Genomic DNA, 23,384 nt, shown 5'->3' on the forward strand with positions numbered 1-23,384 from the left:
AAGTAGAACAGCTATGCGTAGCCTGACCATCGAGCCCCTGAGCAAAGAAGCCTTCGCCCCTTTCGGTGACGTGATCGAAACCGAAGGCAGCGATTTCTTCATGATCAACAACGGTTCCACCCGCCGCTATCACAAGCTGGCCACGGTGCAGACCGCACAGCCGGAGGATCAGGCCATCATCAGCATCTTCAGCGCTGAGTCGCTCGAGATGCCGTTGACCATCCGCATGCTGGAACGCCATCCGCTGGGCAGCCAGGCTTTCATTCCGCTGCTCGGCAATCCCTTTCTGATCGTGGTCGCGCCAGTTGGCGATGTACCTGTATCAGGGTCCGTCCGTGCCTTCCTCAGTAATGGCAGGCAGGGCATCAATTACCATCGCGGCGTCTGGCACCACCCGGTGCTGACGATCGAAAAGCGGGATGACTTCCTGGTGGTTGATCGCAGTGGTTCCGGCAACAACTGCGATGAGCATTTCTTCAATGAGGACGAGCTTCTCCTCCTCAACCCCCACCAATAAGAGAAGCCTGGGGCTGGCGTGCCTACCCTGGGAAAGAGGTACAGATCGTGGAAGCACATTTCACCGAATGGCTAAACCTGGGCATCCGCTGGATCCATATGATCACCGGTATCGCCTGGATCGGCGCATCGTTCTATTTCGTCTGGCTGGAGAACAACCTCAACCGTAGCAATCCCCGCGAGGGCCTGTCGGGCGACCTCTGGGCGATTCACGGCGGCGGTATCTACCACCTGGAAAAGTACAAGCTGGCTCCGCCGAAAATGCCGGAGAACCTGCACTGGTTCAAATGGGAAGCCTACGCCACCTGGCTGTCGGGCGTCGCCCTGCTGCTGGTGGTTTATTACCTCAACCCGAGCCTATATCTGGTCAAGCCAGGCATCGACCTGGCGCCAGCAGCGGCCATCGCCATCGGCCTCGGCTCCATGGCACTGAGCTATGTGATCTACCACTTCCTGTGCGATTCGCCGCTGGGCAAACGCCCGGCCCTGCTCGGCGCCGTGCTGTTCGTTCTGATCATCGCTGCCGCCTACGGCTTCAGCCAGATTTTCAGTGGTCGCGCCGCGTACATCCATGTCGGCGCCATCATTGGCACCATCATGGTCGGCAACGTGTTCTTCACCATCATGCCGGCCCAGCGCGCACTGGTTAAGGCCATCGAGGAAAACACCACGCCGGACCCGACCCTGCCGGCCAAAGGCCTGCTGCGCTCGCGCCACAACAACTACTTCACCCTGCCAGTGCTGTTCATCATGATCAGCAACCACTTCCCGAGCACCTACGGCAGCCAATACAACTGGCTGATCCTGGCAGGTATCGCGATTCTGGCCGTGCTGGTGCGGCACTACTTCAACACCCGCCACGACAGCAGCAAGTACGTCTGGACGCTGCCGGCCGCAGCGCTGGGCATGATCTGCCTGGCTTATGTCACCGGCCCGCAAACGAAGGCTGTCAGCGCACCGGCAACGGCTCAAGCGCCGGCAATCAAGTACGCTCCCGTTCCAGCTACCGGTCGCCCTGGCAACCCCGTCACCACCAACGAGCCTGCTGCCGAGGAAACCCAAGCCAAAGCCGATGCAAGCGAGGAACCGTCCACTGCCGCTGACAGTGCGACACCTGCCGCCAGCACCGATTTCGCCCAGGTTGAAAGCGTGATCCACGAGCGCTGCACCGTGTGCCACTCGGCGAGCCCGAGCAGCCCGATGTTCAGCGCCGCGCCGGCCGGCCTGATGCTCGATACGCCGGAGCAGATGAAGGCTCAGGCAGCGAAGATCCACGCGCAGACCGTGGCCACGCAGATCATGCCGCTGGGCAACATCACTCAGATGACCCAGGACGAACGAGACCTGATCGGCAGCTGGATCAGCAAAGGCGCTCAGATCAACTGATTGCCACACATGTCGCGCCCGTGACTCGGCGCGGCATCTTTTTACATCCATGAACCGCCGGCAGCGCGAGCTGACCGGCGGTTCATTTTTTGTGCACAATCTAAAAATAAATTGTTTTTAACAGTGTCCACAAGTTGCTATAGTCGACGACATCCTGACCAGTCGGACAATTTTTCGATTGATCGGAGCAGAGGTGCCGTGAAGCCTCGTGTAAGCCCATGACCATATAAGAACAACTGGCAGGCTATGACATGACCACAGACAGCAACACCCAAGCCCAAGCTACGCCCGACGGCAACAGCGACCTGATCTATCAGCTGGACGACACGCCAGCTTTCGCCCCAGCCATCTTCGCGGCGTTGCAGCATGTGCTGGCCAGCTTCGTTGGCATCATCACCCCTACCCTGATCGTCGGCAGTGCTCTGGGCCTGGGTGCCCACGTGCCCTATCTGGTCAGCATGGCGCTGTTCGTCTCCGGCCTCGGTACCTTCGTCCAGGCCAAACGCATCGGCCCAATCGGTTCCGGCCTGCTGTGTCTGCAAGGCACCAGTTTCGGCTTCCTCAGCGTGATTCTCAGCGCTGGCTTCATCGTCAAGGGCCGCGGCGCCAGCGAGGAGGAGATACTCGCCACGCTGTTCGGCATCTGCTTCTGCGCCGCCTTCGTCGAGATTGCCTTCAGTCAATTCATCAACAAGCTGCGCAAGGTGATCACCCCGGTGGTGACCGGCACCATCATCTGCCTGATGGGGTTGTCGCTGATCAAGGTGGGCATGACCGATCTGGCCGGCGGCTATGGCGCGCCGGACCTCGGCGCCCTGCACCATCTGGCCCTCGGCGGCCTGGTGCTGGGCACCATCGTCCTGCTCAACCGCGCCTCCTCGCAGGTGCTGCGCCTGTCGGCGGTTATCATCGGCCTGACCCTGGGCTTTGCGGTCGCCTGGTTCACCGGCCGGGTGGACTTCGCCAACATGGCCGAGGTACCGCTGATCAGCGTGCCGCAACCATTCAAGTACGGCTTCGGCTTCGACTGGATCGCCTTCGTGCCGATCGCCGTGATCTTCCTGATCACCCCGCTGGAGACCGCAGGCGACCTGACCGCCAACTCGATCATCTCCAAACAGCCGGTCAAAGGGCCGCTGTACATGCGCCGGATCAAATCCGGGGTGCTGGCCGATGGCTGCAACTCGGCGGTCGCTGCGATGTTCAACAGCCTGCCGATGACCACCTTCAGCCAGAACAACGGGGTAATCCAGCTCACCGGCGTGGCCAGCCGTCATGTGGGTTTCTACATCGCCAGCATCCTGGTGCTGCTGGGCCTGTTCCCGGTGGTAGGCGCGGTGTTGCAGCTGATGCCCAAGCCGGTGCTCGGTGGCGCCACCCTGATCATGTTCGGCACCGTCGCGGTGGCCGGTATCAAGATTCTCAGCGAAGCCGGCCTGCACCGCCGCAACGTACTGATCGTGGCCATTTCCCTGGGCCTTGGCCTGGGTGTAGCCGGCGTACCGGACGTGCTTTCGCACATGCCGGACGTACTGAAGAATATCTTCGGTTCGCCGATCACCATCGGCGCCTTCAGCGCCATTCTGCTCAATCTCTTCCTACCGGATGATCCGCAACTGGAAGAAGAGGATGAAAGCGAATACGACCCCGAGGCGCACCTGCATACCGTGCTGCAGAACCGCCCGTACGATGCAGCCATCGACGACAACAGCCTCAAGACCCTCAGCCGCGACCTCGACCCGGCCGCCCGACCGAGCTGACCCTGGCTTAGACCCAACTCCCGGCGGCCCGCCGCCGGGGGACGCCCGCGTGCACTCCAACAATAAGGAAAACCGATGAAACTCAAGCATCTGCCCCACTGCCTCGCCCTGTCAGCCGGACTGTTCTCCGGTCAGCAGGCACTCGCTGGCGACCTGCTTAACTGGCAGGACAACAGCCTGTCGTATCTGTACGGCGAGAACTTCCAGCGCATGAACTTCAACGGCGAAGAACAGCGCACCCAGACCACCTTCACCTTCGAGCACGCCAGTGGCTGGGCCTGGGGCGACGTTTTCTACTTCCTCGACTACATCCGCGCCGACAACGTGCAGTCGCGCGGCAGCTTCGACAACGGCACCTTCCGTCAGCATGACAAGAACTCCTTCTACTACATGGAGTTCTCCCCGCGCATCAGCCTGAGCTGGCTGACTGGGCAGAAGCTGGCCGCCGGCCCGATCAAGGACGTGTTCGCCGCCTTCACCTACGAGAAAGGCGAAGGCGGCCCTGGCCCGGAGAACTACCTCTACGGCATTGGCCTGGACTGGGAAGTGCCCGGCTTCACCTACTTCAAGACCAACCTGTATCAGGTGAAGATCAACAACCACACCTTCTTCGCCGACAGTAATAGCAACGGCTACGCGACCCAGCTGACCGTCAGCGCGGCATACCCGTTCAGCCTGGGTGACCAGGATTTCGTCGTCGACGGCTTCCTCGACTGGCGTTCGCCGTCGCGTGATGCCGGCACCCAGACCTCGGTGGGCTCTTCGATCCAGGTCAAGTGGGATGCGGGCAAGACTCTGTTCGGCAAGGAGCGTCAGCTTTACGTGGGCACCGAGATCAACATGTGGCGCGCCAAGTACGGCGTGAAGCCGGTGGACGGGTCGGATGATCGCTTCGACCAGACCGCCGTGCAGGCATTGGTCAAGTATCACTTCTGATCACGGCCGCAACGAACTTGGCTGACGTCGGGTAGGGACGGCGGCCGGGTAAAAGGGGGATGGCGTTCGCGCCCTCCCCCTTTTTCTTTGACCGATCAATGGCAGGTGCGTACGACACACACTACGCAGCAGGACACCATCCGCAGGATGCGCCGTACGCACCGCCTTTGACAAAGCGGTCTGTATCGCCGCACCAACCCAGCGCCAGCCAATACACCTCAGCACCACGCCGGTGCACAACCTGGCACTCCCAGGCGCTTTTCAATCAATAGCTTGCAGCCATACAACTGACCGTAAAGTCAAGTTTTTGATCACAATATATCTGATTTTTGTGTGCAATTTATCCGAAAGCCATATTCAGCAACGTATTTTCTGTGTACAAGACATTCAGGTTACGACCGAAACACTGTCGAAATGGCTGTATACATCGATTCAGTCACGACGCGAATACAAAATCGGAACGAAACCTGCAGACAAATCTCCTCATAGATCGCCGCGGCGCAAGAACAAAACTGGGAGCTGTCCATGTCCACCACCGAAGACTTTCGCATCAAGCACATCGATCCCTCGCTACACAACGAGGACCTCGCCCCACTGGCCCCAGAAAAACGTACCTGGGGCTGGTTCGAGATTTTCAACGTCTGGTCGAACGACATTCAAAGCCTGTTCGGCTACACCCTGGCGGCGACGCTGTTCATCTCCTACGGGCTCAATGGCTGGGCGGTGCTGGCCGGTATCGTCCTCGCCGGCTGCATCGTCATGGGCCTGGTACAACTGACCGGCAAACCCAGCGTCAAATACGGCATCCCCTTCCCGGTGTTCGCCCGCGCCAGCATGGGCGTACGCGGCGCCAACTTCCCCGCACTGGTACGTGGCATCGTCGCCATCTTCTGGTACGGCGTGCAGACCTACTTCGCTTCCACCGCAGTCGCCCTGCTACTCAACTCGCTGCTGGAGCCACAGAACCCGGCCGTCTATATGGGGCTGACCGCCATTGGCTGGCTGTCCTACGTGATCGTCTGCGTGTTCCAGGTCAGCCTTTTTGTCTGCGGCATGAGCTGGATCACCCGCTTCCTCAACTGGGCCGGGCCGCTGGTCTACTTGGTGATGATCGTGCTGATGGGCCTGATCTGGTACCAGGCCGGCCCGAGCCTGCTCAGTGAGCTAGGCAACATCTTCAGCGGCAGCGGTGAGTATACCGCTGGCCCGGTGGCCGCGTTCTTCGCGGTAGTCGGTACCATGGTCGCCTACTTCGCCGCGGTGGTGATCAACTACGGCGACTTCGCCCGCTTCGTCAAAAGCGAGAAGCAGATGACCATCGGCAATTTCCTCGGCCTGCCGGTGAGCCTGGCAATCTTCTCGCTGATCGCGCTGGTGATCACCGCCGGCACCGTGGTGGTGTTCGGCGAAACGCTAACCAACCCGACCGATATCGTTGCGCGTGTCGACAACCTGACCCTGACCATCATCGCCGCGCTGACCTTCTTCGCCGCGACCGTGGGCATCAACCTGGTGGCCAACTTCATCCCGCCAGCTTACGACCTGGCCAACCTGGCACCAGCACACATCAGCGCCCGCACCGGTGGCTTCATCACCGCCGGCATCGCCTTCTTCATCGGCGCCCTGTGGGTGGCCTTCATCAGCAGCGTCGGTATCGCCGCCTTCGTCGACACCTTGGGCGCGGTGCTGGCTCCGCTATACGGCATCATCGTCGCCGACTACTACCTGGTGCGTCGCCGCAAGCTCGACCTGCAGCAGCTGTTCAGCGCCGAGGTCGGTTCGGCCTATTACTTCGACGGCGGCTGGAACCGCAAGGCGATGCTCGCCTTCGCCATCGGTTCCGTATTCTCCGTCGCCTCGGTATGGGCGCCCGTTCTGAGCCACCTGTCTGGCTACGCCTGGCTGCTTGGCGCCCTGCTCGGCGCCGTACTGCACTATGGCCTGATGCATGGCCAGGCGCAGGCACTGAAACGCGCCGACGCCAGCCTCTGAGCACTCACTGACGTGAGGAAGCCGGCGCCTGTGCGCCGGCTTTTTCTTTCTGCCGCTCGAGAAAGTCCACCTTCCATTGCTCGACCCCCATGTACTCACTATCGAGATTGGCCTCTACCCGATAGCTCGCCTTGAGCGCCGCCACCTGGGCCGCGTGTTCCGTGAGAAAACGATCGAAACGGGCGATCAGCTGCGGATGGCGCTGACTCGACAGATGAAAACTGCCACGGGTGTGCGGCAACTTGGGGTCGAACACCAAGGCACCAAGCCGGGCGCGAATGTTGTCCAGATAATGGGTGGCCACCACCACATTGAAGTAGGCGCCGTCAGTCTCCTGCTTCAAGGCCTGACGAATCATCTGGCGCAGATCGTCGCTGTAACTCAGCTGGATCTGCCCACTGTCGATACGCTGCTCGTATCCACGCGGCGTCCAGCCCTGCACCATCGCCAGGCGATGAATGTTTTCCAACGGCTGCCCCTGGCGCTGCGGCGCGACCAGCGCACCATCGACGTAGTCGACCACGGCCTGGCTGTAGTGCAGCGCCATGCCCGCCTTTTGCGCGCCGGCCCAGTGCGGACTGTCCGGGTACTTGAAGTCGATCTCGCCGCGCTGCAGGGCCGGCAGCAACTGATCCACCGGCAACGCCTTGTAGCTCAGGCTCAGGCCACTATCGGCGGCGAAGGCATCCAGCACCTCGCGGGCGAAACCACGGTACTGTCCCTCGCCATCGAGGCTGTAGTGCGGCGCGAATGGCAGGTCCTCGACACCGACCACGTAGGTCTGCGCCAGGACAGCGGGCGTCAGCAGAATGGTGGAAAACAGGCACAGTCGTACAGGCTGCATCAAGAGCCTCCTTATTGTTGTTTTGAGATTGCGGTGACGGCCTAGCCGCCGGTCATGCTCATGAAGCGCACCACCTGTACCTGCTCGTCGGTAGCAAAATGGTGCCGCTCGGGTTTGAGCCGCAGCGCCTCGATCAACGCCTGGCGCAGGCACTCGCCGTCACCCGGATGCGCGCGCAACAGGCGCTTGAGATCCAGCGCGTTGTCATGGCCGAGACACAGCACCAACTTGCCCTCGGCGGTGACCCGCACACGGTTGCAGTCGCCGCAGAAGTTGTGACTGTGTGGCGAGATGAACCCTACCTGGGTCTGCGTACCGAGCACCTGCCAGTAGCGCGATGGCCCGCCAGTAACCTTGCTGCTGCGCACCAACGCATGCCGCTGTTCGATGCGCTGGCGCACCTCGTCGCTGGAGCAGAAGGTCTGCTCGCGGCTGTGGCTGACCACGCTGCCCAACGGCATTTCCTCGATGAAGCTGATATCCAGGCCGCGCTCGATGGCGAACTCGACCAGATCCAGCACCTCGTCGTCGTTACGCCCGCTCTGCACCACGCTGTTGAGCTTGATCCTGTCGAAGCCGGCGGCACGCGCGGCGTCGATACCGGCCAGCACCTGGTCGAGCTTGTCGCGTCGGGTGAAGGCGGCGAAGCGCTCGCGCTGCAGGGAGTCCAGGCTGATGTTCAAGCGCCGCACACCCGCCGCGCGCAACGGCGCGGCCATCTCCGCCAGTTGCGAGCCATTGGTGGTAATGGCCAGGTCATCCAGCTCGTCACGCTCACCCAGGCGCTGCAACAGGCTCAGCAGATTCTTGCGTACCAATGGCTCGCCGCCGGTGATGCGAATACGCCGCACACCCAGCCCGATAAAGGCGTCGGCCACGGCATACAGCTCTTCCAGGCTGAGAATCTGCTGGCGCGGGGCGAAGACCATGTCCTCGCTCATGCAGTAGGTGCAGCGAAAATCGCAGCGATCGGTCACCGACAAACGCAGGTAGGTGATGCGCCGACCGAAGGGGTCGACGAGCTGATGGGTATTCACGGTGGGTCTCCTGCAGCGTCACGCGCCGAGACTTTTTGTCATGGATAACGCTATGCGCGATAGAAACAGAAAAGCGAATTCTTGTATACAGAAATTTGACCCGAGAGTCAGTTAAGCGCTGAGCAGCCCGTGGCCGCTGGCTTGAGCCTCGCGCAAAGCCGGTGCTACCATGCCCGACCGCCGCCCGGCGGCAGAGCAAACCACAGGGCCTTATGACCAGCATTCGCGAGCGTAACAAAGAGCTCATCCTGCGCGCAGCCAGCGAAGAGTTCGCCGACAAGGGCTTCGCCGCCACCAAGACCAGTGACATTGCGGCCAAGGCAGGCCTGCCCAAGCCCAACGTCTACTACTACTTCAAGTCCAAGGAAAACCTCTACCGCGAGGTCCTGGAAAGCATCATCGAGCCACTGCTGGCCGCCTCTGCCCCCTTCAACCAGCCGGGCCATCCGAGCGAAGTGCTGACCGCCTACATCCGCTCGAAGATCCGCATCTCCCGTGAACTGCCGCATGCCTCCAAGGTATTCGCCAGCGAGATCATGCACGGTGCACCGCACCTGTCGCCGGAACAGACCGAACAGCTCAACGCCCAGGCCAAGCACAACATCGCCTGCATCCAGCGCTGGATCGATCAGGGCCTGATGGCGCAGGTCGACCCGCATCACCTGCTGTTCAGCATCTGGGCAGCGACCCAGACCTACGCCGACTTCGACTGGCAGATCTCCACCGTAACCGGCAAGGCCAGCCTGGACGACGCCGACTACGAAGCTGCGGCGCAGACCATCATTCGGCTGGTGCTCAAGGGTTGCGACGGCAGCCCGATGCCGTCGATGGCCTCCGAACTGGTGACCAGCGCCTAGGCGACTGTTCCACCGTAGGGCGTTCCGACCTCCGTCACTGTAGGGCGTGCATACGCCGAGCGCTCGAGCGCAGCACGCAGTTGCAGGGGCATGGCGGACTGCTCGCTGGCGCTCGCTGAGTCCGCCCTACGCCTGCCCTGAGATTTCACGCCCAGCTTCGGCCTTCAGACCACATCCCGTAGGGCGTACTCGCGCAGCAGTACGCCGTTGCAATGACCGACTATTAGCGTCGCTACGAGCGGCCGGCGATCCGGTCAGCCCTGCGGCTACTCTGGAACCCTACGCCCCCGCATCCGCCTTCAGGCCGAGCGACTCCAGCGCACTCACCGCGCACTGCTCGTCGATGTCCGAGGTGTCGCCGGTGATGCCGACGGCGCCGATCACCTCGCCGCGCTCGTCACGAATCAAAACCCCACCCGGGGCCGGGATCAGGCTGCCCTGCGCCAGATTGTTGACCGCACCGATGAACGCCGGACGTTGCTGCGCGTCGGCAGCGATCAGCCGCGAGCCCTTGCCTAGGGCCAATGCACCCCAGGCCTTGCCAATGGCGATCTGCGGGCGCAGCAGGCTGGCGCCGTCCTCGCGCTGCAGGCTGATCAGGTGTCCACCAGCATCCAGCACCGCGACTGTCAGCGGCGCCGCCTTTATCTCTCGCCCCACGGCGAGAGCATTGAGGGTGATGTTCAAAGCGACATTCAGGTTAAGGCTACTCATAGAGGCAATCTCCAAAACTGCAGATACGGGCATCCACACACAAGTGCGCGGCATCAGAAAACGCCCTATGAAATAGCCGAAGGAGAAACCGATTACAATCACTGAGCACAATTAAAATAATTTTTGTGCACAAAAATTAAAATCAAATAACTCAATCAAAGTATCGAATAACCCTTACCCATTACGGGCTTCCCAGTAGCCCGGCGTGTTGTAGATGCCTTTCAGATAATCGATGAAGAAACGCACCTTGGCCGGCAGATAACGCTGCTGCGGGAACACCGCCTGGATGTCGTAGGCTGGCAGGGCGTACTCGTCGAGCACCGTCACCAACTCGCCCGCTTTCAGCTCGGCCTGGATCTCCCAGGTGGAGCGCCAGCCGATCCCCAGCCCCTGCTTGACCCAGCTATAGAGCAGCTCGCCATCGTTGCAGTCGAGGTTGCCGGCCACCTTCACCGCCACCTGTCGGCCGTCACGCAGGAAGGTCCAGCCGCGTTGCTGGCCACCCTGCATGTTGAACGCCAGGCAGTTGTGCCGCACCAGGTCATCCGGCGTGCGCGGCACACCATACAACTCGAAATAACGCGGCGCGCCGCAAACCACTCGGCGATTGGGAAACAGCTTGAGCGCCACGTAGTTGGGGTCGGTGACCTCACCGATACGAATGCCCATGTCGTAGCCCTGACGCACCAGATCCACCACGCTGTCAGTGAAGTTGAACGACAGCTTGAGGTCTGGGTATCGCGCCAGAAACGACGGTGCATGGGGCGCGATATGGCGTCGACCGAACGCCGCCGGTGCGGACACCACCAGATGCCCGCGCACCGACTTGCCACCACGCGCAACGCTGGCGTCGGCTTCGTCGAAGTCCTTGAGCAGGTTGCGGGCACGCTCAAGGTACTGCTCGCCCAGGTCGGTCAGTTGCAGCCCGCGCGTGGAGCGGTGCATCAGCTTGACGCCCAGGTGTTGCTCGAGCGCATCCAGCCGCCGGCCCATCACCACGGGCGTAACGCCCTCGCTGAGGGCTGCCGAAGCGAAGCTGCCGTTGTCGGCAACCAGAACGAAACTACGGATAAGGGTATGACGGTCCATCCGATACTCCAGATATCGACAGAACTGAAGTATCCATCAATTCCCCCTCTTTCGCCCAGCGGTCATCCTCTCCCTCAACAGAAAAACAACCGATTCGAGAGGAATGGTCATGGCCAGAATGAGAGCAATCGAGGCAGCCGTACTGGTGATGCGTCGCGAAGGCGTTGATATCGCGTTCGGCGTCCCCGGCGCTGCCATCAACCCCCTGTATGCCGCACTGAAGAAACTCGGTGGCATCGATCACGTCCTGGCCCGTCACGTCGAAGGCGCTTCGCACATGGCCGAGGGTTACACCCGCACCAATGCCGGCAACATCGGCGTGTGCATCGGCACCTCCGGCCCCGCCGGCACCGACATGGTCACCGGCCTGTACTCGGCGTCCGCCGACTCCATTCCAATTTTGTGCATCACCGGCCAGGCGCCGCGTGCCCGTATGCACAAGGAAGATTTCCAGGCAGTCGACATCACCAGCATCGTCGGTCCGGTGACCAAGTGGGCCACCACCGTGATGGAGCCTGGCCAGGTGCCGCGCGCCTTCCAGCGTGCCTTCCATGAAATGCGCAGTGGCCGTCCTGGCCCGGTGCTGATCGACCTGCCGTTCGACGTGCAGATGGCCGAGATCGAATTCGACATCGACGCCTACGAGCCGCTGCCGGTTGCCAAGCCGAGCACCAGCCGCGTCCAGGCCGAGAAAGCCATCGCCATGCTCAACGAGGCCGAGCGCCCGCTGCTGGTCGCTGGTGGCGGTATCTTCAATGCCGATGCGGCGGACAAACTGGTCGAATTCGCCGAGCTGACCGGCGTGCCGGTAGTGCCGACGCTGATGGGCTGGGGCGCGATCCCCGACGATCATAAGCTGATGGTCGGCATGGTCGGTCTGCAGACCTCGCACCGTTACGGCAACGCCACCCTGCTCGCCTCCGACCTGGTATTCGGCATCGGCAACCGCTGGGCTAACCGCCACACCGGCTCGGTCGACGTCTACACCGAAGGCCGCAAGTTCATCCACGTCGACATCGAACCGACGCAGATTGGTCGCGTGTTCAACCCGGATCTGGGCATCGCCTCCGACGCTGGCAAAGCACTGGACGCCTTCCTCGAAGTGGCCCGCGAGTGGAAAGCCGCCGGCAAGCTGAAAGACCGTAGCGCCTGGGTCGAGTCCTGCCGTGAGCGCAAGCGTACCCTGCAGCGCAAGACCCACTTCGACAACGTGCCGGCCAAACCGCAGCGCGTGTACGAAGAGATGAACGAAGCCTTCGGCAAGGACACCTGCTACGTCAGCACCATCGGTCTGTCACAGATCGCCGGTGCTCAGTTCCTGCACGTGTACAAGCCGCGTCACTGGATCAACTGCGGCCAGGCCGGTCCGCTGGGCTGGACCATTCCGGCAGCGTTGGGGGTGGTCAAGGCCGCCCCGCAGCGTCAGGTCGTGGCGCTGTCTGGCGACTATGACTTCCAGTTCATGATCGAGGAACTGGCCGTCGGTGCGCAGTTCAACCTGCCCTACATCCACGTGCTGGTGAACAACTCCTACCTGGGCCTGATCCGTCAGGCGCAGCGCGGCTTCGACATCGATTACTGCGTGCAACTGGCGTTCGAGAACATCAACGCGCCGGAGCTCAACGGTTACGGCGTCGACCACGTCGCGGTAGTCGAGGGCCTGGGCTGCAAGGCGATCCGCGTGTTCGACCCGAACGAGCTGCAGAACGCCTTCGCCGAAGCCAAGCGCCTGATGGCCGAGCACCGCGTACCGGTGGTCGTCGAGATCATCCTGGAGCGTGTCACCAACATCTCCATGGGCACCGAGATCAACGCCATCAACGAGTTCGAGGAACTGGCCGAGCGCGGCGGCGACGCCCCGACCGCCATCTCGCTGCTCGACTGATCCGCAGGGTGCGCCACGCGCACCGCCATATAAGTGCGTACCACCAGGTGCGCACGGCGCACCCTACGAAATTGCACCACGACAAGGAGCCAACCATGCCCCGTTTTGCTGCCAACCTGTCCATGCTGTTCACCGAAGTGGACTTTCTGGACCGTTTCGCCGCTGCCGCCGAAGCCGGTTTCAGCGGCGTGGAATACCTCTTCCCCTATGACTTCGCGGTAGAAGAGATCAAGGCCCGCCTGGACGCCAACAAGCTCGAGCAGGTGCTGTTCAACCTGCTCGCCGGCGACTGGGCCAAGGGCGAGCGCGGCATTGCCTGCCACCCGGATCGCGTCGAGGAATTTCGCGCTGGCGTCGACAAGGCCATCGCCTACGCCAAGGTGCTGGGCAACAAGCAGATCAACTGCCTGGCCGGCATCCGCCCGCAGGGCGTGGACTGCGCCACCGTCGAGAAGACCTTCGTCGACAACCTGCGCTACGCCGCTGACAAGCTGGCTGGCGCCGGCATTCGCCTGGTCATGGAAGCCATCAACACCCGCGACATCCCTGGCTTCTACCTGAACAACACCAAGCAGGCGCTGGACATCCGCGACAAGGTCGGCAGCACCAACCTGTACCTGCAGTACGACATCTACCACATGCAGATCATGGAAGGTGACCTGGCCCGTACGGTTGAAAGCAACCTGGCCGCCATCAACCACGTGCAATTGGCCGACAACCCGGGCCGCAACGAGCCGGGCACTGGCGAGATCAACTACCGCTTCCTCTTCGAGCACCTGGATCGCATCGGCTACCAGGGCTGGATCGGCTGTGAATACAAGCCGGCAACCACCACCGCTGCCGGCCTCGGCTGGATGAAAGCGCACAACGCAATCTGAGCCCCACTCTTCAGGAGCAATCTCTCATGGCTAAAATCGGATTCATCGGCACCGGCATCATGGGCAAACCCATGGCGCAGAACCTGCAGAAAGCCGGCCACACCCTGTTCTTCTCCGAGCACTTCGACAAGGCCCCGGCCGACCTGGTTGGCGACAACGGCATCGCCCTGGCCAACCCGAAGGAAGTCACCCAGGAAGCCGAATTCATCATCGTCATGGTGCCCGACACCCCGCAGGTCGAAGACGTGCTGTTCCGCGCCGATGGCGTTGCCGCGGGCGTTGGCGCTGGCAAGGTAGTGATCGACATGAGCTCGATCTCCCCCACCGCGACCAAGACTTTCGCCGAGAAGATCAAGGCCACCGGCGCCGCCTACCTGGACGCCCCGGTGTCCGGCGGTGAAGTCGGTGCCAAAGCCGCTACCCTGTCGATCATGGTCGGTGGCTGCCCGAACGCCTTCGAACGCGCCCTGCCGCTGTTCCAGGCCATAGGCAAGAACATCACCCGCGTCGGCGGCAATGGCGACGGCCAGACCGCCAAGGTGGCCAACCAGATCATCGTCGCGCTGAACATCCAGGCAGTGGCCGAAGCCCTGCTGTTCGCCGCCAAGAACGGCGCCGATCCTGCCAAGGTGCGTGAAGCGCTGATGGGGGGCTTCGCCGGCTCGAAAATCCTCGAAGTACACGGCGAGCGCATGATCAAGGGCACCTTCGATCCGGGCTTCCGCATCAGCCTGCACCAGAAGGACCTCAACCTGGCGCTGTCCGGCGCTCGTGAACTGGGCCTGAACCTGCCCAACACCGCCAACGCCCAGCAAGTGTTCAGCACCTGCGCGGCCCTCGGCGGCAGCGGTTGGGACCACTCCGGCCTGATCAAGGGTCTGGAGCACATGGCCAACTTCAATATCCGCGGCGAGTAACAGAGCGCCCTCTCCCCCGGCCCCTCTCCCGCATGCGGGAGAGGGGAGACAAGCAGCTCGGCGTTATACCGATTTTCGGCGTACGCCAAACCAATCCCCTCTCTCATTTATGGGAGAGGGTCAGGGAGAGGGGCTTTGCTTCTGGCCCACCCTTTCGACCTTCCTGGCAGGAGGTGTCACGGCCCGATTGCCAGGAAGGTCGATTCCACTCCCCAGTCGCTGCCACGCGGCGCCTGCGGACTGGAATCGATCCAGCGAAAGAACATTGATCGTTCCCACGCGCTGCGTGGGCATGCATCTCGTGACGCTCCGCGTCACACAACAGCAGACACCTTAGCGTCTCGCCAGGCGTTACACGCGGACGCGGGAACGATCATCCAGCGTCACCCCAGAACAAGAGAACATCGCCATGACCTTCGACCCGCAACGCCTGCTGCGCGACCTGTTCGCCACCGCCATCGCTGCCGCGCATCCGCGCCAGGTGCTGGCCGATCATCTGCCCGCCGACCGCAGTGGCCGCGTCATCGTCATCGGCGCCGGTAAGGCCGCAGCAGCGATGGCCGAGGTCATCGAGCAGGAATGGCAAGGCGAGGTCAGCGGCCTGGTGGTGACCCGCTACGAGCACGGCGCCGACTGCAAGAAGATCGAAGTGGTGGAAGCCGCACACCCGGTGCCGGACGATGCCGGCGAGCGTGTCGCGCGCCGCGTGCTGGAGCTGGTGTCGAACCTCAGCGAAGACGACCGGGTGATCTTCCTTCTCTCCGGTGGCGGCTCCTCGCTGCTGGCGCTGCCGGCCGAGGGTATCAGCCTCAAGGACAAGCAGGCGATCAACAAGGCCCTGCTCAAATCCGGCGCCACCATCGGTGAGATGAACTGCGTACGCAAGCACCTCTCGGCGATCAAGGGCGGCCGTCTGGCCAAGGCCTGCTGGCCGGCCACCGTGTACACCTACGCCATCTCCGACGTGCCCGGTGACGAAGCCACGGTGATTGCCTCCGGCCCCACCGTGGGCGACCCGACCACCTCGGCCGAAGCCCTGGCGATTCTTGCCCGCTACGCCATCGACATCCCGGCCAACGTACGCAGCTGGCTGCAGGACCCACGCTCGGAAACGGTCAAGCCCGGCGATCCGGTACTCGCTCGTAGCCACTTCCAATTGATCGCCACCCCGCAGCAGTCGCTCGACGCCGCCGCGGCCAAGGCCGAAGCCGCCGGTTTCCCGGTGCTGATCCTCGGCGACCTGGAAGGCGAGTCGCGCGACGTGGCCAAGGTGCATGCGGGCATCGCCCGCCAGGTGCAGCTGCACCGCCAGCCGATCAAACCGCCCTGCGTCATCCTCTCCGGCGGCGAAACCACCGTCACCGTGCGCGGCAACGGCCGTGGCGGGCGCAATGCCGAATTCCTCCTCAGCCTCACCGACAGCCTCAAGGGCCTGCCCGGTGTCTACGCGCTGGCCGGCGATACCGACGGCATCGACGGCTCCGAAGACAACGCCGGCGCCATCATGACGCCCTACAGCTACGCCCGCGCCGGCATCAAGGGCCTGAGCGCCCGCGACGAACTGGACGACAACAACGGCTATGGCTACTTCGCCGCCCTCGACGAATTGATCGTCACCGGCCCGACCCGTACCAACGTCAACGATTTCCGCGCCATTTTGATTCTCGAGAACGACCAATGAACGCCGACAAGAAAGTAAAGATCCTCGCCACCCTCGGCCCGGCCATCCGCGATGCCGCACACATCCGCCAACTGGTGGAAGCCGGGGTCAACCTGTTTCGCCTCAACTTCAGCCACGGCGAACACGCCGACCACGCCCAGCGCTACCAGTGGGTGCGCGAGGTGGAGCGCGAGCTGAATCAGCCCATCGGCATCCTCATGGACCTGCAGGGGCCGAAGCTGCGCGTCGGCCGCTTTGCCGAAGGCAAGGTGCAACTGGTCAACGGCCAGAGCCTGCGCCTCGATCTGGACAAGACGCCCGGCGACGCAAAGCGGGTCAACCTGCCCCACCCGGAAATCATCGAAGCCCTGCAGCCGGGCATGAGCCTGCTGCTGGACGACGGCCGCCTGCGCCTGAAAGTGACTGCCAAGCAGAATGATGCCGTGATCACCGAAGTGATCGCCGGTGGCGAACTGTCCGACCGCAAGGGCGTCAACGTACCCGAGGCCGTGCTGCAGCTGTCGCCGCTGACCGAGAAGGACCGCCGCGACCTGACCTTCGGCCTGGAGCTGGGGGTGGACTGGGTCGCGCTGTCCTTCGTGCAGCGCCCCGAGGACATCGTCGAAGCCCGCGAACTGATCGGCGGCAAGGCCTTCCTGATGGCCAAGATCGAGAAGCCGTCGGCGGTGATCCACCTGGAAGAAATCGCCAAGCTGTGCGACGCCATCATGGTGGCGCGCGGTGACCTGGGCGTGGAAGTACCGGCCGAGAACGTGCCGCGTATCCAGAAGGACATCGTGCGCACCTGCCGCCAACTGGGCCGCCCGGTGGTCGTGGCTACGCAGATGCTCGAATCCATGCGTTTCTCCCCGGCGCCGACCCGCGCCGAAGTCACCGACGTGGCCAACGCCGTGGCCGAAGGCGCCGATGCGGTAATGCTGTCGGCCGAAACCGCCTCCGGCGACTATCCGCTGGAAACCGTGCAGATGATGAGCAAGATCATCCGCCAGGTGGAAAACGGCCCGGACTACCAGAGCCAGCTCGACGTCGGCCGTCCGCAGGCCGAGGCCACCGCCAGCGACGCCATCAGCTGCGCCATTCGCCGTATCAGCTCGATCCTGCCCGTCGCCGCATTGGTCAACTACACCGAGTCTGGTGCCAGCAGCCTGCGCGCCTCGCGCGAGCGGCCCAAGTCACCGATCTTGAGCCTGACCCCGAGCCTGACCACGGCGCGGCGCCTGACCGTGGCCTGGGGTATCTATTCGGTGGTCAACGAACGCCTGCGCAAGGTCGAGGAAGTCACCAGCACCGCGCTGGAAATCGCCCAGGCCCAGGGCATGGCCCAACGTGGCGAAACCGTGGTGATCACCGCCGGCGAACCCTTCGGCCAACCCGGCAGCACCAACAGCCTGAGGATCGAAACGCTGCATTGAGCCGCGCAGCACTCCTGTAGGGTGCGCCATGCGCACCGAGAGCCGTACGCACGAACAAAAGATGCGCACGGCGCACCCTACACAGCTCCGTAGCTCGGATTAAATCCGGGGAATGCTCTGACCCTGCGCCCCGAATTTCATACGGGCTGCGCGTTGTATTGATTCGTAGGGTGTCGCGGGGCCACCTGGCCCGTGTGCACCTTGCGTCTCGTTGGCGGTGCGCACGGCGCACCCTACGTAGCTCCTCCAAGCGACACGGACGGCTCCCCTCTCCCGCTTGCGGGAGAGGGGCGGGGGGAGAGGGCTCTCTTGGCACAGACATCATGCCTCCACTAGCAACCGCACACCCTGCCCTGCAAAGCCTGCGCGCCCTGCTCAACGGCTTCGCTCAGATCTTCCTGCAACAGCACCCCGGCTGCGGCCTGCTGGTGCTGATCGCCATCCTCATTGGCGCCCCTGACCTGCTGCCCGGCGCCCTGCTCGGCGGCCTGACCTCGATGCTGATCGCGCAACGCCGCGGCTACCCGCCCGCCGATATCGCCATCGGCCTGTATGGCTATAACGGCATCCTGCTCGGCCTGCTACTCAGCCTGAAACTGCCATGGACACCGCTGCTACCCGTGCTGATCATCACCAGTGCAGCCTTTTCCAGCCTGCTGCTGGCGCCCTGGATGCAGCGCATGCGCAAACATGACTGGCTGCCCGCCTTCACCTTTCCCTTCGTGCTGCTGGGTTGGCTGATGCTGGCACTGGTCATCCGGCTACAACTGCCCCTCGATACGCCAGCCGGCAAGCCCGCTGTACCGGAGCTGAGTTTCCTGCAGCTGCTACTCGGCGTGCTGCGCGGCTTGGGTCAGGTCATTTTTCTCGACTCGCCCCTGGCTGGCCTGTGTCTGCTGATCGGCTTGCGCCTGGCCGATGGCCGCACGGCGCTGTGGGCGTTATTGGGCTCCAGCAGCGGCTCGCTACTGGCCTTGGTCTACGGTTGGCCCAGCGATGGCACGCTGGCCGGTCTCTACGGCTACAACGCCACCCTCACCGCCATCGCCCTGGCCCAGGTTTATCCCTGCCCATTGGTCCCCGCAGTGGGAATTATCCTTGCCCTGGTCCTGCAACCGGGTTTCAGCGCACTGGGTCTACCAGCCCTGACCATGCCATTCATACTCGCCTGCTGGCTGGTGAAAGCCAGCGCTCAAAGCTGGCAACAGGCTGTAAAGCGCAGCACACCCTCCTGAGGCCTGGCAGCAGCAGAAGCAGCTCTTCAGCTCGTAAAAACTGAACTAGCGCTACGCTCGGTGGGCTAATGGATATCTGCCACGCCGAGCGATGCCAATGCGCTACATCATTTTCTGTCTTGCTACTGCCGTGTCGCCTGCGTTAAGTGCCTCGTTGCAGGATGCCTGGCGATGAGCACAGCGCCTGACGACATCGATCTACCCGCCGACCTGCGCTATGTCGACGACAGCATGCCGGGCATCAGCCGGCGCAAGCTGCGTGGCAAGTTCTGCTATTTCGACAGCCAGGGCCAACGCATCCACGACAAGCGGCAAGTGGCCCGGATTGATGCCCTGGCAGTGCCGCCCGCCTATACCGACGTGTGGATCTGCCCATTCGCCAACGGCCATTTGCAAGCAACCGGCCGCGATGCCCGCGGACGCAAGCAGTACCGCTATCACGCACGCTGGCGCGAAATCCGCGATGCCGACAAATACGCCAGCCTGCTGGCATTCGGCAAGGCACTGCCAGCACTGCGGGAAGCGTTGCAGCAGCACCTGAGCCTACGCGAGCACCGCCGCGAGAAAGTGTTGGCCACCGTGATCATGCTGCTGGACAACACCCTGATCCGGGTCGGCAACGCCCGCTACGCGCGGGAAAATCGCTCCTATGGCCTGACCACCCTGCGCAACCGTCACGTCGAGGTACAAGGCAGCACGATTCGCTTTCACTTCCGTGGCAAGAGCGGTATCGAACACGAGGTACAGGTCAGTGACCGCCGCCTGGCCCGCATCATCCAGCGTTGCCTGGAGCTGCCCGGGCAACACCTGTTCCAGTATCTGGACGAGGATGGCGAACGTCGCGCGGTGACCTCCACCGACATCAACGACTACCTGCGTGAACTGACCGGCGCCGACTTCACCGCCAAGCACTACCGTACCTGGGCCGGCAGCGCGCTAGCCCTGACGCTGCTGCGCGAGCTCGAGTGGCAGCCGGAAAGTGCGGCCAAGAAACATGTGGTGGCCATGGTCAAGGAAGTGGCTGAGCAATTGCGCAATACGCCAGCTGTCTGCCGCAAGTGCTACATCCACCCCGCTCTGCTCGAAGCCTTCCAGACTGGCGATCTGGCTGGCATCCGCCTGGCAACACCGCGCAAGGGCCTGCGCATCGAAGAAAGCCTGCTGATGCGTTTTCTGGAAAAACTGCAACCCGCCTGAGGCCGCCATCTATAGTCACGACTACAACTTGAAAGCTGTCAGCAAGGAACGATGCCTACATGAAAGGATGGATTCTGGGTCTGAGCCTGCAACTGTTGGCCGCACCGTTACTGGCCGAAGAGGTGATGACGGTGATCGGGCCGGTGCAGCAGATCGAGGTGATCGAGATCGGCCAGGGCCCCAACACGGCCGTGGACAGTTGCAAGGACTACAGCGTGAGCGCGGAGGAAGTCGCCGACTTCCTGCGCCACGCCATTGTCATCACCAATCGCCAGGAACACGACTGGTACCTCTACGGCCCCTGCTACGCCACCGGCACGTTGACCAGCCGTTACGGTCAGTGGTACTGGCTGCTACGTAACATGGGCACGGGCTGGCTGACGCCGGTCACCGGCGAGACCCTGGTACTCGGTGATCCAAGGCAGGAGTCGTCGCTGGAGGGGGATTAGAAACCTTGCCCTCGCTCCGCCTTCCTGCCTAGGCTGTGCCCTTTCGCTTGATTTGGACCTTGCCATGGAAAACCGGCAGAGCTGGCGTCAACGCCTCTACATCATCATCTTCGAAACCAGCACGCCGGCCGCTCAGCGCTTCGACAACTGGCTGCTGGTGACCATCCTTGCCAGCCTGGTGGTGGTGATGCTCGACAGCATCGAGCACTTCCACAATCAGCACGCTGCTGTGTTCGGCGCGCTGGAGTGGTTTTTCACCGCGCTGTTCGCCATCGAGTACGCCTTGCGCCTGTACAGCGCGCCCAAGCCGATGCGCTATGCCTTCAGTTTCTTCGGCCTGGTGGATCTGCTCGCGGTGCTACCAGCGATCCTGGCGTTGATGTTCGCCGATGCGCAGTACCTGATGATCGTCCGCGTCATCCGCATGATCCGTATCTTCCGTGTGCTCAAGCTGCGCCAGTACCTGACTCAGGCCAACTTCCTGCTGGTAGCGCTGCGCGGCAGCAAGCAGAAGATAGTGGTGTTTCTGGTGTGCGTCTCGACCCTGGTCACCGTGTATGGCGCGCTGATGTACGTCATCGAAGGCCCAGCCAATGGCTTCACCAGCATTCCCACCGGTATCTACTGGGCAGTGGTGACGCTGACCACTGTGGGCTTCGGCGACATCACTCCGCAAACTCCCGTAGGCCAGATGCTCGCTACGCTGGTGATGATCACCGGCTACTCGATCATCGCGGTGCCTACCGGTATTTTCACCGCCGAACTGGCCAACGCCATGCGCCAGGATGGGCTGATGGAGCATGACTGCCCGCATTGTCGCAAGAACCGTCACGAGTATAGTGCGGCGTTCTGTAGCCGCTGCGGCGGACCGCTGTTCAGCAGACAGGTCGAGCCGTCAGCGTCGACGCAAAACACACCTGAAACAGACTGAAGCAAAACCGATTGGCCAGCGCGTGGTCATAAAGTCGCCCTGTGGGCTATAAAGCCCGACTTTTTAGCTAAAGGAAGCGCGCCATGGCCGTTACCACCAATGAATCCACCGCACCTGCCAAGGCTGCCTGGATTGGTCTGATTCTGGGCCCCTTGCTACTGCTCGTCTGCCTGGTCACCGAGCCGCCAGCCGGCCTCTCCAGCACCGCCTGGGCCACCATCGGCCTGACCCTGCTGATGGCCACCTGGTGGTCGACCGAAGCCATTCCGATCCCGGCCACTTCGCTGCTGCCGATCCTGTTGATCCCGGCGCTGGGCATCGACAGCCTCAATGCCGCTACCGCACCCTACGCCAACCCGACCATCTACCTGTTCCTCGGTGGTTTCGTCCTGGGCCTGGCCATGGAACGCTGGAACCTGCACAAGCGCATCGCGCTGATGACGCTGCTGGCCATGGGCAGCAAGCCGAGCCGGCAGATCGCTGGTTTCATGATGGCCACGGCCTTCCTCAGCATGTGGGTGAGCAACACTGCCACCACCATCATGATGCTGCCTATCGGCCTTTCGGTGATCGGCATGCTCACCAGCGAGAAGAGCACCGGCGAAGCCGATCGTGAGCGCTTCGCCACTGCCTTGCTGCTGGCGATTGCTTACGCCGCCAGTGTCGGTGGCATCGCCACGCTGATCGGCACCCCACCGAATGCCTTGCTGGCCGCCTTCCTCGCCGACAACTATGACGTTCAGATCGGCTTCGGCCAGTGGATGCTGCTCGGCGTGCCAGTAGCCGTGATCATGCTGGCGTTCATCTGGTGGTGGCTGACCCGTGGCGGCTTCAACCTGGCCGGACATGACAGCACGCAACTGATCCGCAGCGAACTGGCCGAACTCGGCCCACTGAGCCGCGGCGAGAAGCTGGTGGCGCTGGTGTTCGTGGCCACGGCACTGGCCTGGGTGTTCCAGCCGCTGATCGGCGAATGGGTATCGGGCGTCAACGACACCAGCATCGCCATTGCTGCGGCGTTGGCACTGTTCATGATTCCGGTGGACGTCAAGCAGCGCGTGTTCCTGATGAACTGGGAAAGCGCCAGCAAACTGCCCTGGGGCGTTCTGCTGCTATTCGGCGGCGGCCTGTCGCTGGCGGGCGTGATTCGCAGCACCGGCCTGGCCGAGTGGATCGCGCAAAGCCTCGGCGCACTGAGCGCCCTGCCGGTGATCGCGATGATCGGCGTGGTGGTACTGGTGATCATCTTCCTGACCGAAGTCACCTCCAACACCGCCACCGCTGCCGCCTTCCTGCCGCTGCTGGGGGCGCTAGCCGTAGCGCAGGGTATGCCGGCCGAACTGCTAGCGATTCCTGCCGCCATCGCCGCCAGTTGCGCCTTCATGATGCCGGTGGCAACGCCGCCCAATGCCATCGTGTTCGGCACCGGGCACATGAAGATACAGTCGATGATCAAGGCGGGCTTCGTTCTCAACCTGTTCGGCGTGGTGCTGGTGACGCTGATCTGCTATCTGCTGGTAGGCATGATCTGGGCGCATTGAGCACGAATCACAGCCAACGAAAAACGCCCCCTCGGGGGGCGCGGTGGGTTTTAAATCAAACCCGGGGGGAACCCGCCCGCCGGGGGCAGGGGTGGGGGGGGGGGGCGACCCGGACACGAGAACGAAC

Annotated in this window: 20 protein-coding genes; 16 read left to right on the forward strand and 4 right to left on the reverse strand. The window is 62.7% G+C overall.

The window, feature by feature from the left end:
* Positions 1-13 precede the first annotated feature (13 nt).
* From EGJ86_RS04695 to EGJ86_RS04715, 5 genes are all read left to right on the forward strand, one after another.
* Entirely contained in the window at positions 14-517 is a 504-nt protein-coding gene (locus tag EGJ86_RS04695; protein ID WP_099523083.1) for an ureidoglycolate lyase, read from the forward strand.
* 47 nt (positions 518-564) lie between these two features.
* Entirely contained in the window at positions 565-1,902 is a 1,338-nt protein-coding gene (locus EGJ86_RS04700) for a urate hydroxylase PuuD (RefSeq protein ID WP_125834240.1), read from the forward strand.
* Between the two features lie 251 nt (positions 1,903-2,153).
* The gene (locus EGJ86_RS04705) at positions 2,154-3,662 is read left to right on the forward strand and encodes a nucleobase:cation symporter-2 family protein (protein ID WP_177432774.1); all 1,509 of its coding nucleotides are present in this window, start codon (positions 2,154-2,156) and stop codon (positions 3,660-3,662) included.
* 75 nt (positions 3,663-3,737) lie between these two features.
* The gene (locus EGJ86_RS04710; RefSeq protein ID WP_125834242.1) at positions 3,738-4,598 is read left to right on the forward strand and encodes an outer membrane protein OmpK; all 861 of its coding nucleotides are present in this window, start codon (positions 3,738-3,740) and stop codon (positions 4,596-4,598) included.
* Positions 4,599-5,123: 525 nt separating this feature from the next.
* Positions 5,124-6,590, forward strand: a complete 1,467-nt coding sequence (locus EGJ86_RS04715; RefSeq protein ID WP_125834243.1) for an NCS1 family nucleobase:cation symporter-1 — start codon at positions 5,124-5,126, stop codon at positions 6,588-6,590.
* A gap of 4 nt (positions 6,591-6,594) precedes the next feature.
* Here the strand turns inward: EGJ86_RS04715 and EGJ86_RS04720 are convergent, their stop codons facing one another.
* Positions 6,595-7,434: an ABC transporter substrate-binding protein gene (locus EGJ86_RS04720; protein WP_106734336.1), complete on the reverse strand. Its 840-nt coding sequence runs from the start codon at positions 7,432-7,434 to the stop codon at positions 6,595-6,597.
* A 41-nt stretch (positions 7,435-7,475) separates the two neighbouring features.
* The gene (gene moaA / locus EGJ86_RS04725; protein ID WP_106734335.1) at positions 7,476-8,471 is read right to left on the reverse strand and encodes a GTP 3',8-cyclase MoaA; all 996 of its coding nucleotides are present in this window, start codon (positions 8,469-8,471) and stop codon (positions 7,476-7,478) included.
* 212 nt (positions 8,472-8,683) lie between these two features.
* Between moaA and EGJ86_RS04730 the strand changes: the two genes are divergently transcribed.
* Positions 8,684-9,328: a TetR/AcrR family transcriptional regulator gene (locus tag EGJ86_RS04730; RefSeq protein WP_125834244.1), complete on the forward strand. Its 645-nt coding sequence runs from the start codon at positions 8,684-8,686 to the stop codon at positions 9,326-9,328.
* A gap of 279 nt (positions 9,329-9,607) precedes the next feature.
* On the opposite strand, the gene EGJ86_RS04735 is transcribed toward EGJ86_RS04730, so the two are convergent.
* Both EGJ86_RS04735 and EGJ86_RS04740 read right to left on the reverse strand, forming a co-directional pair.
* Positions 9,608-10,042, reverse strand: coding sequence for a heme-binding protein (locus EGJ86_RS04735; protein ID WP_026088791.1), 435 nt, complete (start codon positions 10,040-10,042; stop codon positions 9,608-9,610).
* 174 nt (positions 10,043-10,216) lie between these two features.
* On the reverse strand, positions 10,217-11,131 hold the full coding sequence (locus tag EGJ86_RS04740) for a LysR family transcriptional regulator (protein ID WP_125834245.1): 915 nt from the start codon (positions 11,129-11,131) through the stop codon (positions 10,217-10,219).
* A gap of 109 nt (positions 11,132-11,240) precedes the next feature.
* Here EGJ86_RS04740 and gcl point away from each other — a divergent pair, with 109 nt between their 5' ends.
* From gcl to EGJ86_RS04790, 10 genes are all read left to right on the forward strand, one after another.
* Positions 11,241-13,016, forward strand: a complete 1,776-nt coding sequence (gene gcl, locus EGJ86_RS04745; protein ID WP_125834246.1) for a glyoxylate carboligase — start codon at positions 11,241-11,243, stop codon at positions 13,014-13,016.
* Between the two features lie 95 nt (positions 13,017-13,111).
* Positions 13,112-13,894, forward strand: coding sequence for a hydroxypyruvate isomerase (gene hyi, locus EGJ86_RS04750; protein WP_125834247.1), 783 nt, complete (start codon positions 13,112-13,114; stop codon positions 13,892-13,894).
* 26 nt (positions 13,895-13,920) lie between these two features.
* Positions 13,921-14,811, forward strand: coding sequence for a 2-hydroxy-3-oxopropionate reductase (locus EGJ86_RS04755; RefSeq protein ID WP_125834248.1), 891 nt, complete (start codon positions 13,921-13,923; stop codon positions 14,809-14,811).
* A 409-nt stretch (positions 14,812-15,220) separates the two neighbouring features.
* Positions 15,221-16,492 carry a glycerate kinase gene (locus tag EGJ86_RS04760; RefSeq protein WP_125834249.1) on the forward strand — a complete coding sequence of 424 codons (1,272 nt, stop codon included), beginning with the start codon at positions 15,221-15,223 and terminating at the stop codon, positions 16,490-16,492.
* On the forward strand, positions 16,489-17,904 hold the full coding sequence (pyk, locus tag EGJ86_RS04765; protein WP_125834250.1) for a pyruvate kinase: 1,416 nt from the start codon (positions 16,489-16,491) through the stop codon (positions 17,902-17,904). The genes EGJ86_RS04760 and pyk overlap by 4 nt, the downstream gene beginning before the upstream one ends.
* Before the next feature lie 323 nt (positions 17,905-18,227).
* Entirely contained in the window at positions 18,228-19,139 is a 912-nt protein-coding gene (locus EGJ86_RS04770) for an urea transporter (RefSeq protein ID WP_125834251.1), read from the forward strand.
* Positions 19,140-19,310: 171 nt separating this feature from the next.
* Positions 19,311-20,336 carry a DNA topoisomerase IB gene (locus EGJ86_RS04775; protein WP_125834252.1) on the forward strand — a complete coding sequence of 342 codons (1,026 nt, stop codon included), beginning with the start codon at positions 19,311-19,313 and terminating at the stop codon, positions 20,334-20,336.
* A gap of 59 nt (positions 20,337-20,395) precedes the next feature.
* Positions 20,396-20,785: a hypothetical protein gene (locus EGJ86_RS04780; RefSeq protein ID WP_125834253.1), complete on the forward strand. Its 390-nt coding sequence runs from the start codon at positions 20,396-20,398 to the stop codon at positions 20,783-20,785.
* Positions 20,786-20,849: 64 nt separating this feature from the next.
* Positions 20,850-21,716, forward strand: a complete 867-nt coding sequence (locus EGJ86_RS04785) for an ion transporter (RefSeq protein WP_125834254.1) — start codon at positions 20,850-20,852, stop codon at positions 21,714-21,716.
* An 83-nt stretch (positions 21,717-21,799) separates the two neighbouring features.
* Positions 21,800-23,257 carry a DASS family sodium-coupled anion symporter gene (locus tag EGJ86_RS04790; protein WP_125834255.1) on the forward strand — a complete coding sequence of 486 codons (1,458 nt, stop codon included), beginning with the start codon at positions 21,800-21,802 and terminating at the stop codon, positions 23,255-23,257.
* The last annotated feature ends 127 nt before the right edge of the window (positions 23,258-23,384 follow it).

This window comes from Pseudomonas sp. o96-267, assembly GCF_003935465.1.
In the GTDB taxonomy this organism is placed as follows: domain Bacteria; phylum Pseudomonadota; class Gammaproteobacteria; order Pseudomonadales; family Pseudomonadaceae; genus Aquipseudomonas; species Aquipseudomonas sediminis.

What these genes read in the sequence shown, in the direction of transcription:
- EGJ86_RS04695 (WP_099523083.1), top strand. Translation starts at nt 14, where the DNA reads ATGCGTAGCCTGACCATCGAGCCCCTGAGCAAAGAAGCCTTCGCCCCT.
- EGJ86_RS04705 (WP_177432774.1), top strand. Translation starts at nt 2,154, where the DNA reads ATGACCACAGACAGCAACACCCAAGCCCAAGCTACGCCCGACGGCAAC.
- EGJ86_RS04710 (WP_125834242.1), top strand. Translation starts at nt 3,738, where the DNA reads ATGAAACTCAAGCATCTGCCCCACTGCCTCGCCCTGTCAGCCGGACTG.
- EGJ86_RS04715 (WP_125834243.1), top strand. Translation starts at nt 5,124, where the DNA reads ATGTCCACCACCGAAGACTTTCGCATCAAGCACATCGATCCCTCGCTA.
- EGJ86_RS04720 (WP_106734336.1), bottom strand. Translation starts at nt 7,434, where the DNA reads ATGCAGCCTGTACGACTGTGCCTGTTTTCCACCATTCTGCTGACGCCC.
- EGJ86_RS04730 (WP_125834244.1), top strand. Translation starts at nt 8,684, where the DNA reads ATGACCAGCATTCGCGAGCGTAACAAAGAGCTCATCCTGCGCGCAGCC.
- EGJ86_RS04735 (WP_026088791.1), bottom strand. Translation starts at nt 10,042, where the DNA reads ATGAGTAGCCTTAACCTGAATGTCGCTTTGAACATCACCCTCAATGCT.
- EGJ86_RS04740 (WP_125834245.1), bottom strand. Translation starts at nt 11,131, where the DNA reads ATGGACCGTCATACCCTTATCCGTAGTTTCGTTCTGGTTGCCGACAAC.
- gcl (WP_125834246.1), top strand. Translation starts at nt 11,241, where the DNA reads ATGGCCAGAATGAGAGCAATCGAGGCAGCCGTACTGGTGATGCGTCGC.
- hyi (WP_125834247.1), top strand. Translation starts at nt 13,112, where the DNA reads ATGCCCCGTTTTGCTGCCAACCTGTCCATGCTGTTCACCGAAGTGGAC.
- EGJ86_RS04755 (WP_125834248.1), top strand. Translation starts at nt 13,921, where the DNA reads ATGGCTAAAATCGGATTCATCGGCACCGGCATCATGGGCAAACCCATG.
- EGJ86_RS04760 (WP_125834249.1), top strand. Translation starts at nt 15,221, where the DNA reads ATGACCTTCGACCCGCAACGCCTGCTGCGCGACCTGTTCGCCACCGCC.
- pyk (WP_125834250.1), top strand. Translation starts at nt 16,489, where the DNA reads ATGAACGCCGACAAGAAAGTAAAGATCCTCGCCACCCTCGGCCCGGCC.
- EGJ86_RS04770 (WP_125834251.1), top strand. Translation starts at nt 18,228, where the DNA reads ATGCCTCCACTAGCAACCGCACACCCTGCCCTGCAAAGCCTGCGCGCC.
- EGJ86_RS04775 (WP_125834252.1), top strand. Translation starts at nt 19,311, where the DNA reads ATGAGCACAGCGCCTGACGACATCGATCTACCCGCCGACCTGCGCTAT.
- EGJ86_RS04780 (WP_125834253.1), top strand. Translation starts at nt 20,396, where the DNA reads ATGAAAGGATGGATTCTGGGTCTGAGCCTGCAACTGTTGGCCGCACCG.
- EGJ86_RS04785 (WP_125834254.1), top strand. Translation starts at nt 20,850, where the DNA reads ATGGAAAACCGGCAGAGCTGGCGTCAACGCCTCTACATCATCATCTTC.
- EGJ86_RS04790 (WP_125834255.1), top strand. Translation starts at nt 21,800, where the DNA reads ATGGCCGTTACCACCAATGAATCCACCGCACCTGCCAAGGCTGCCTGG.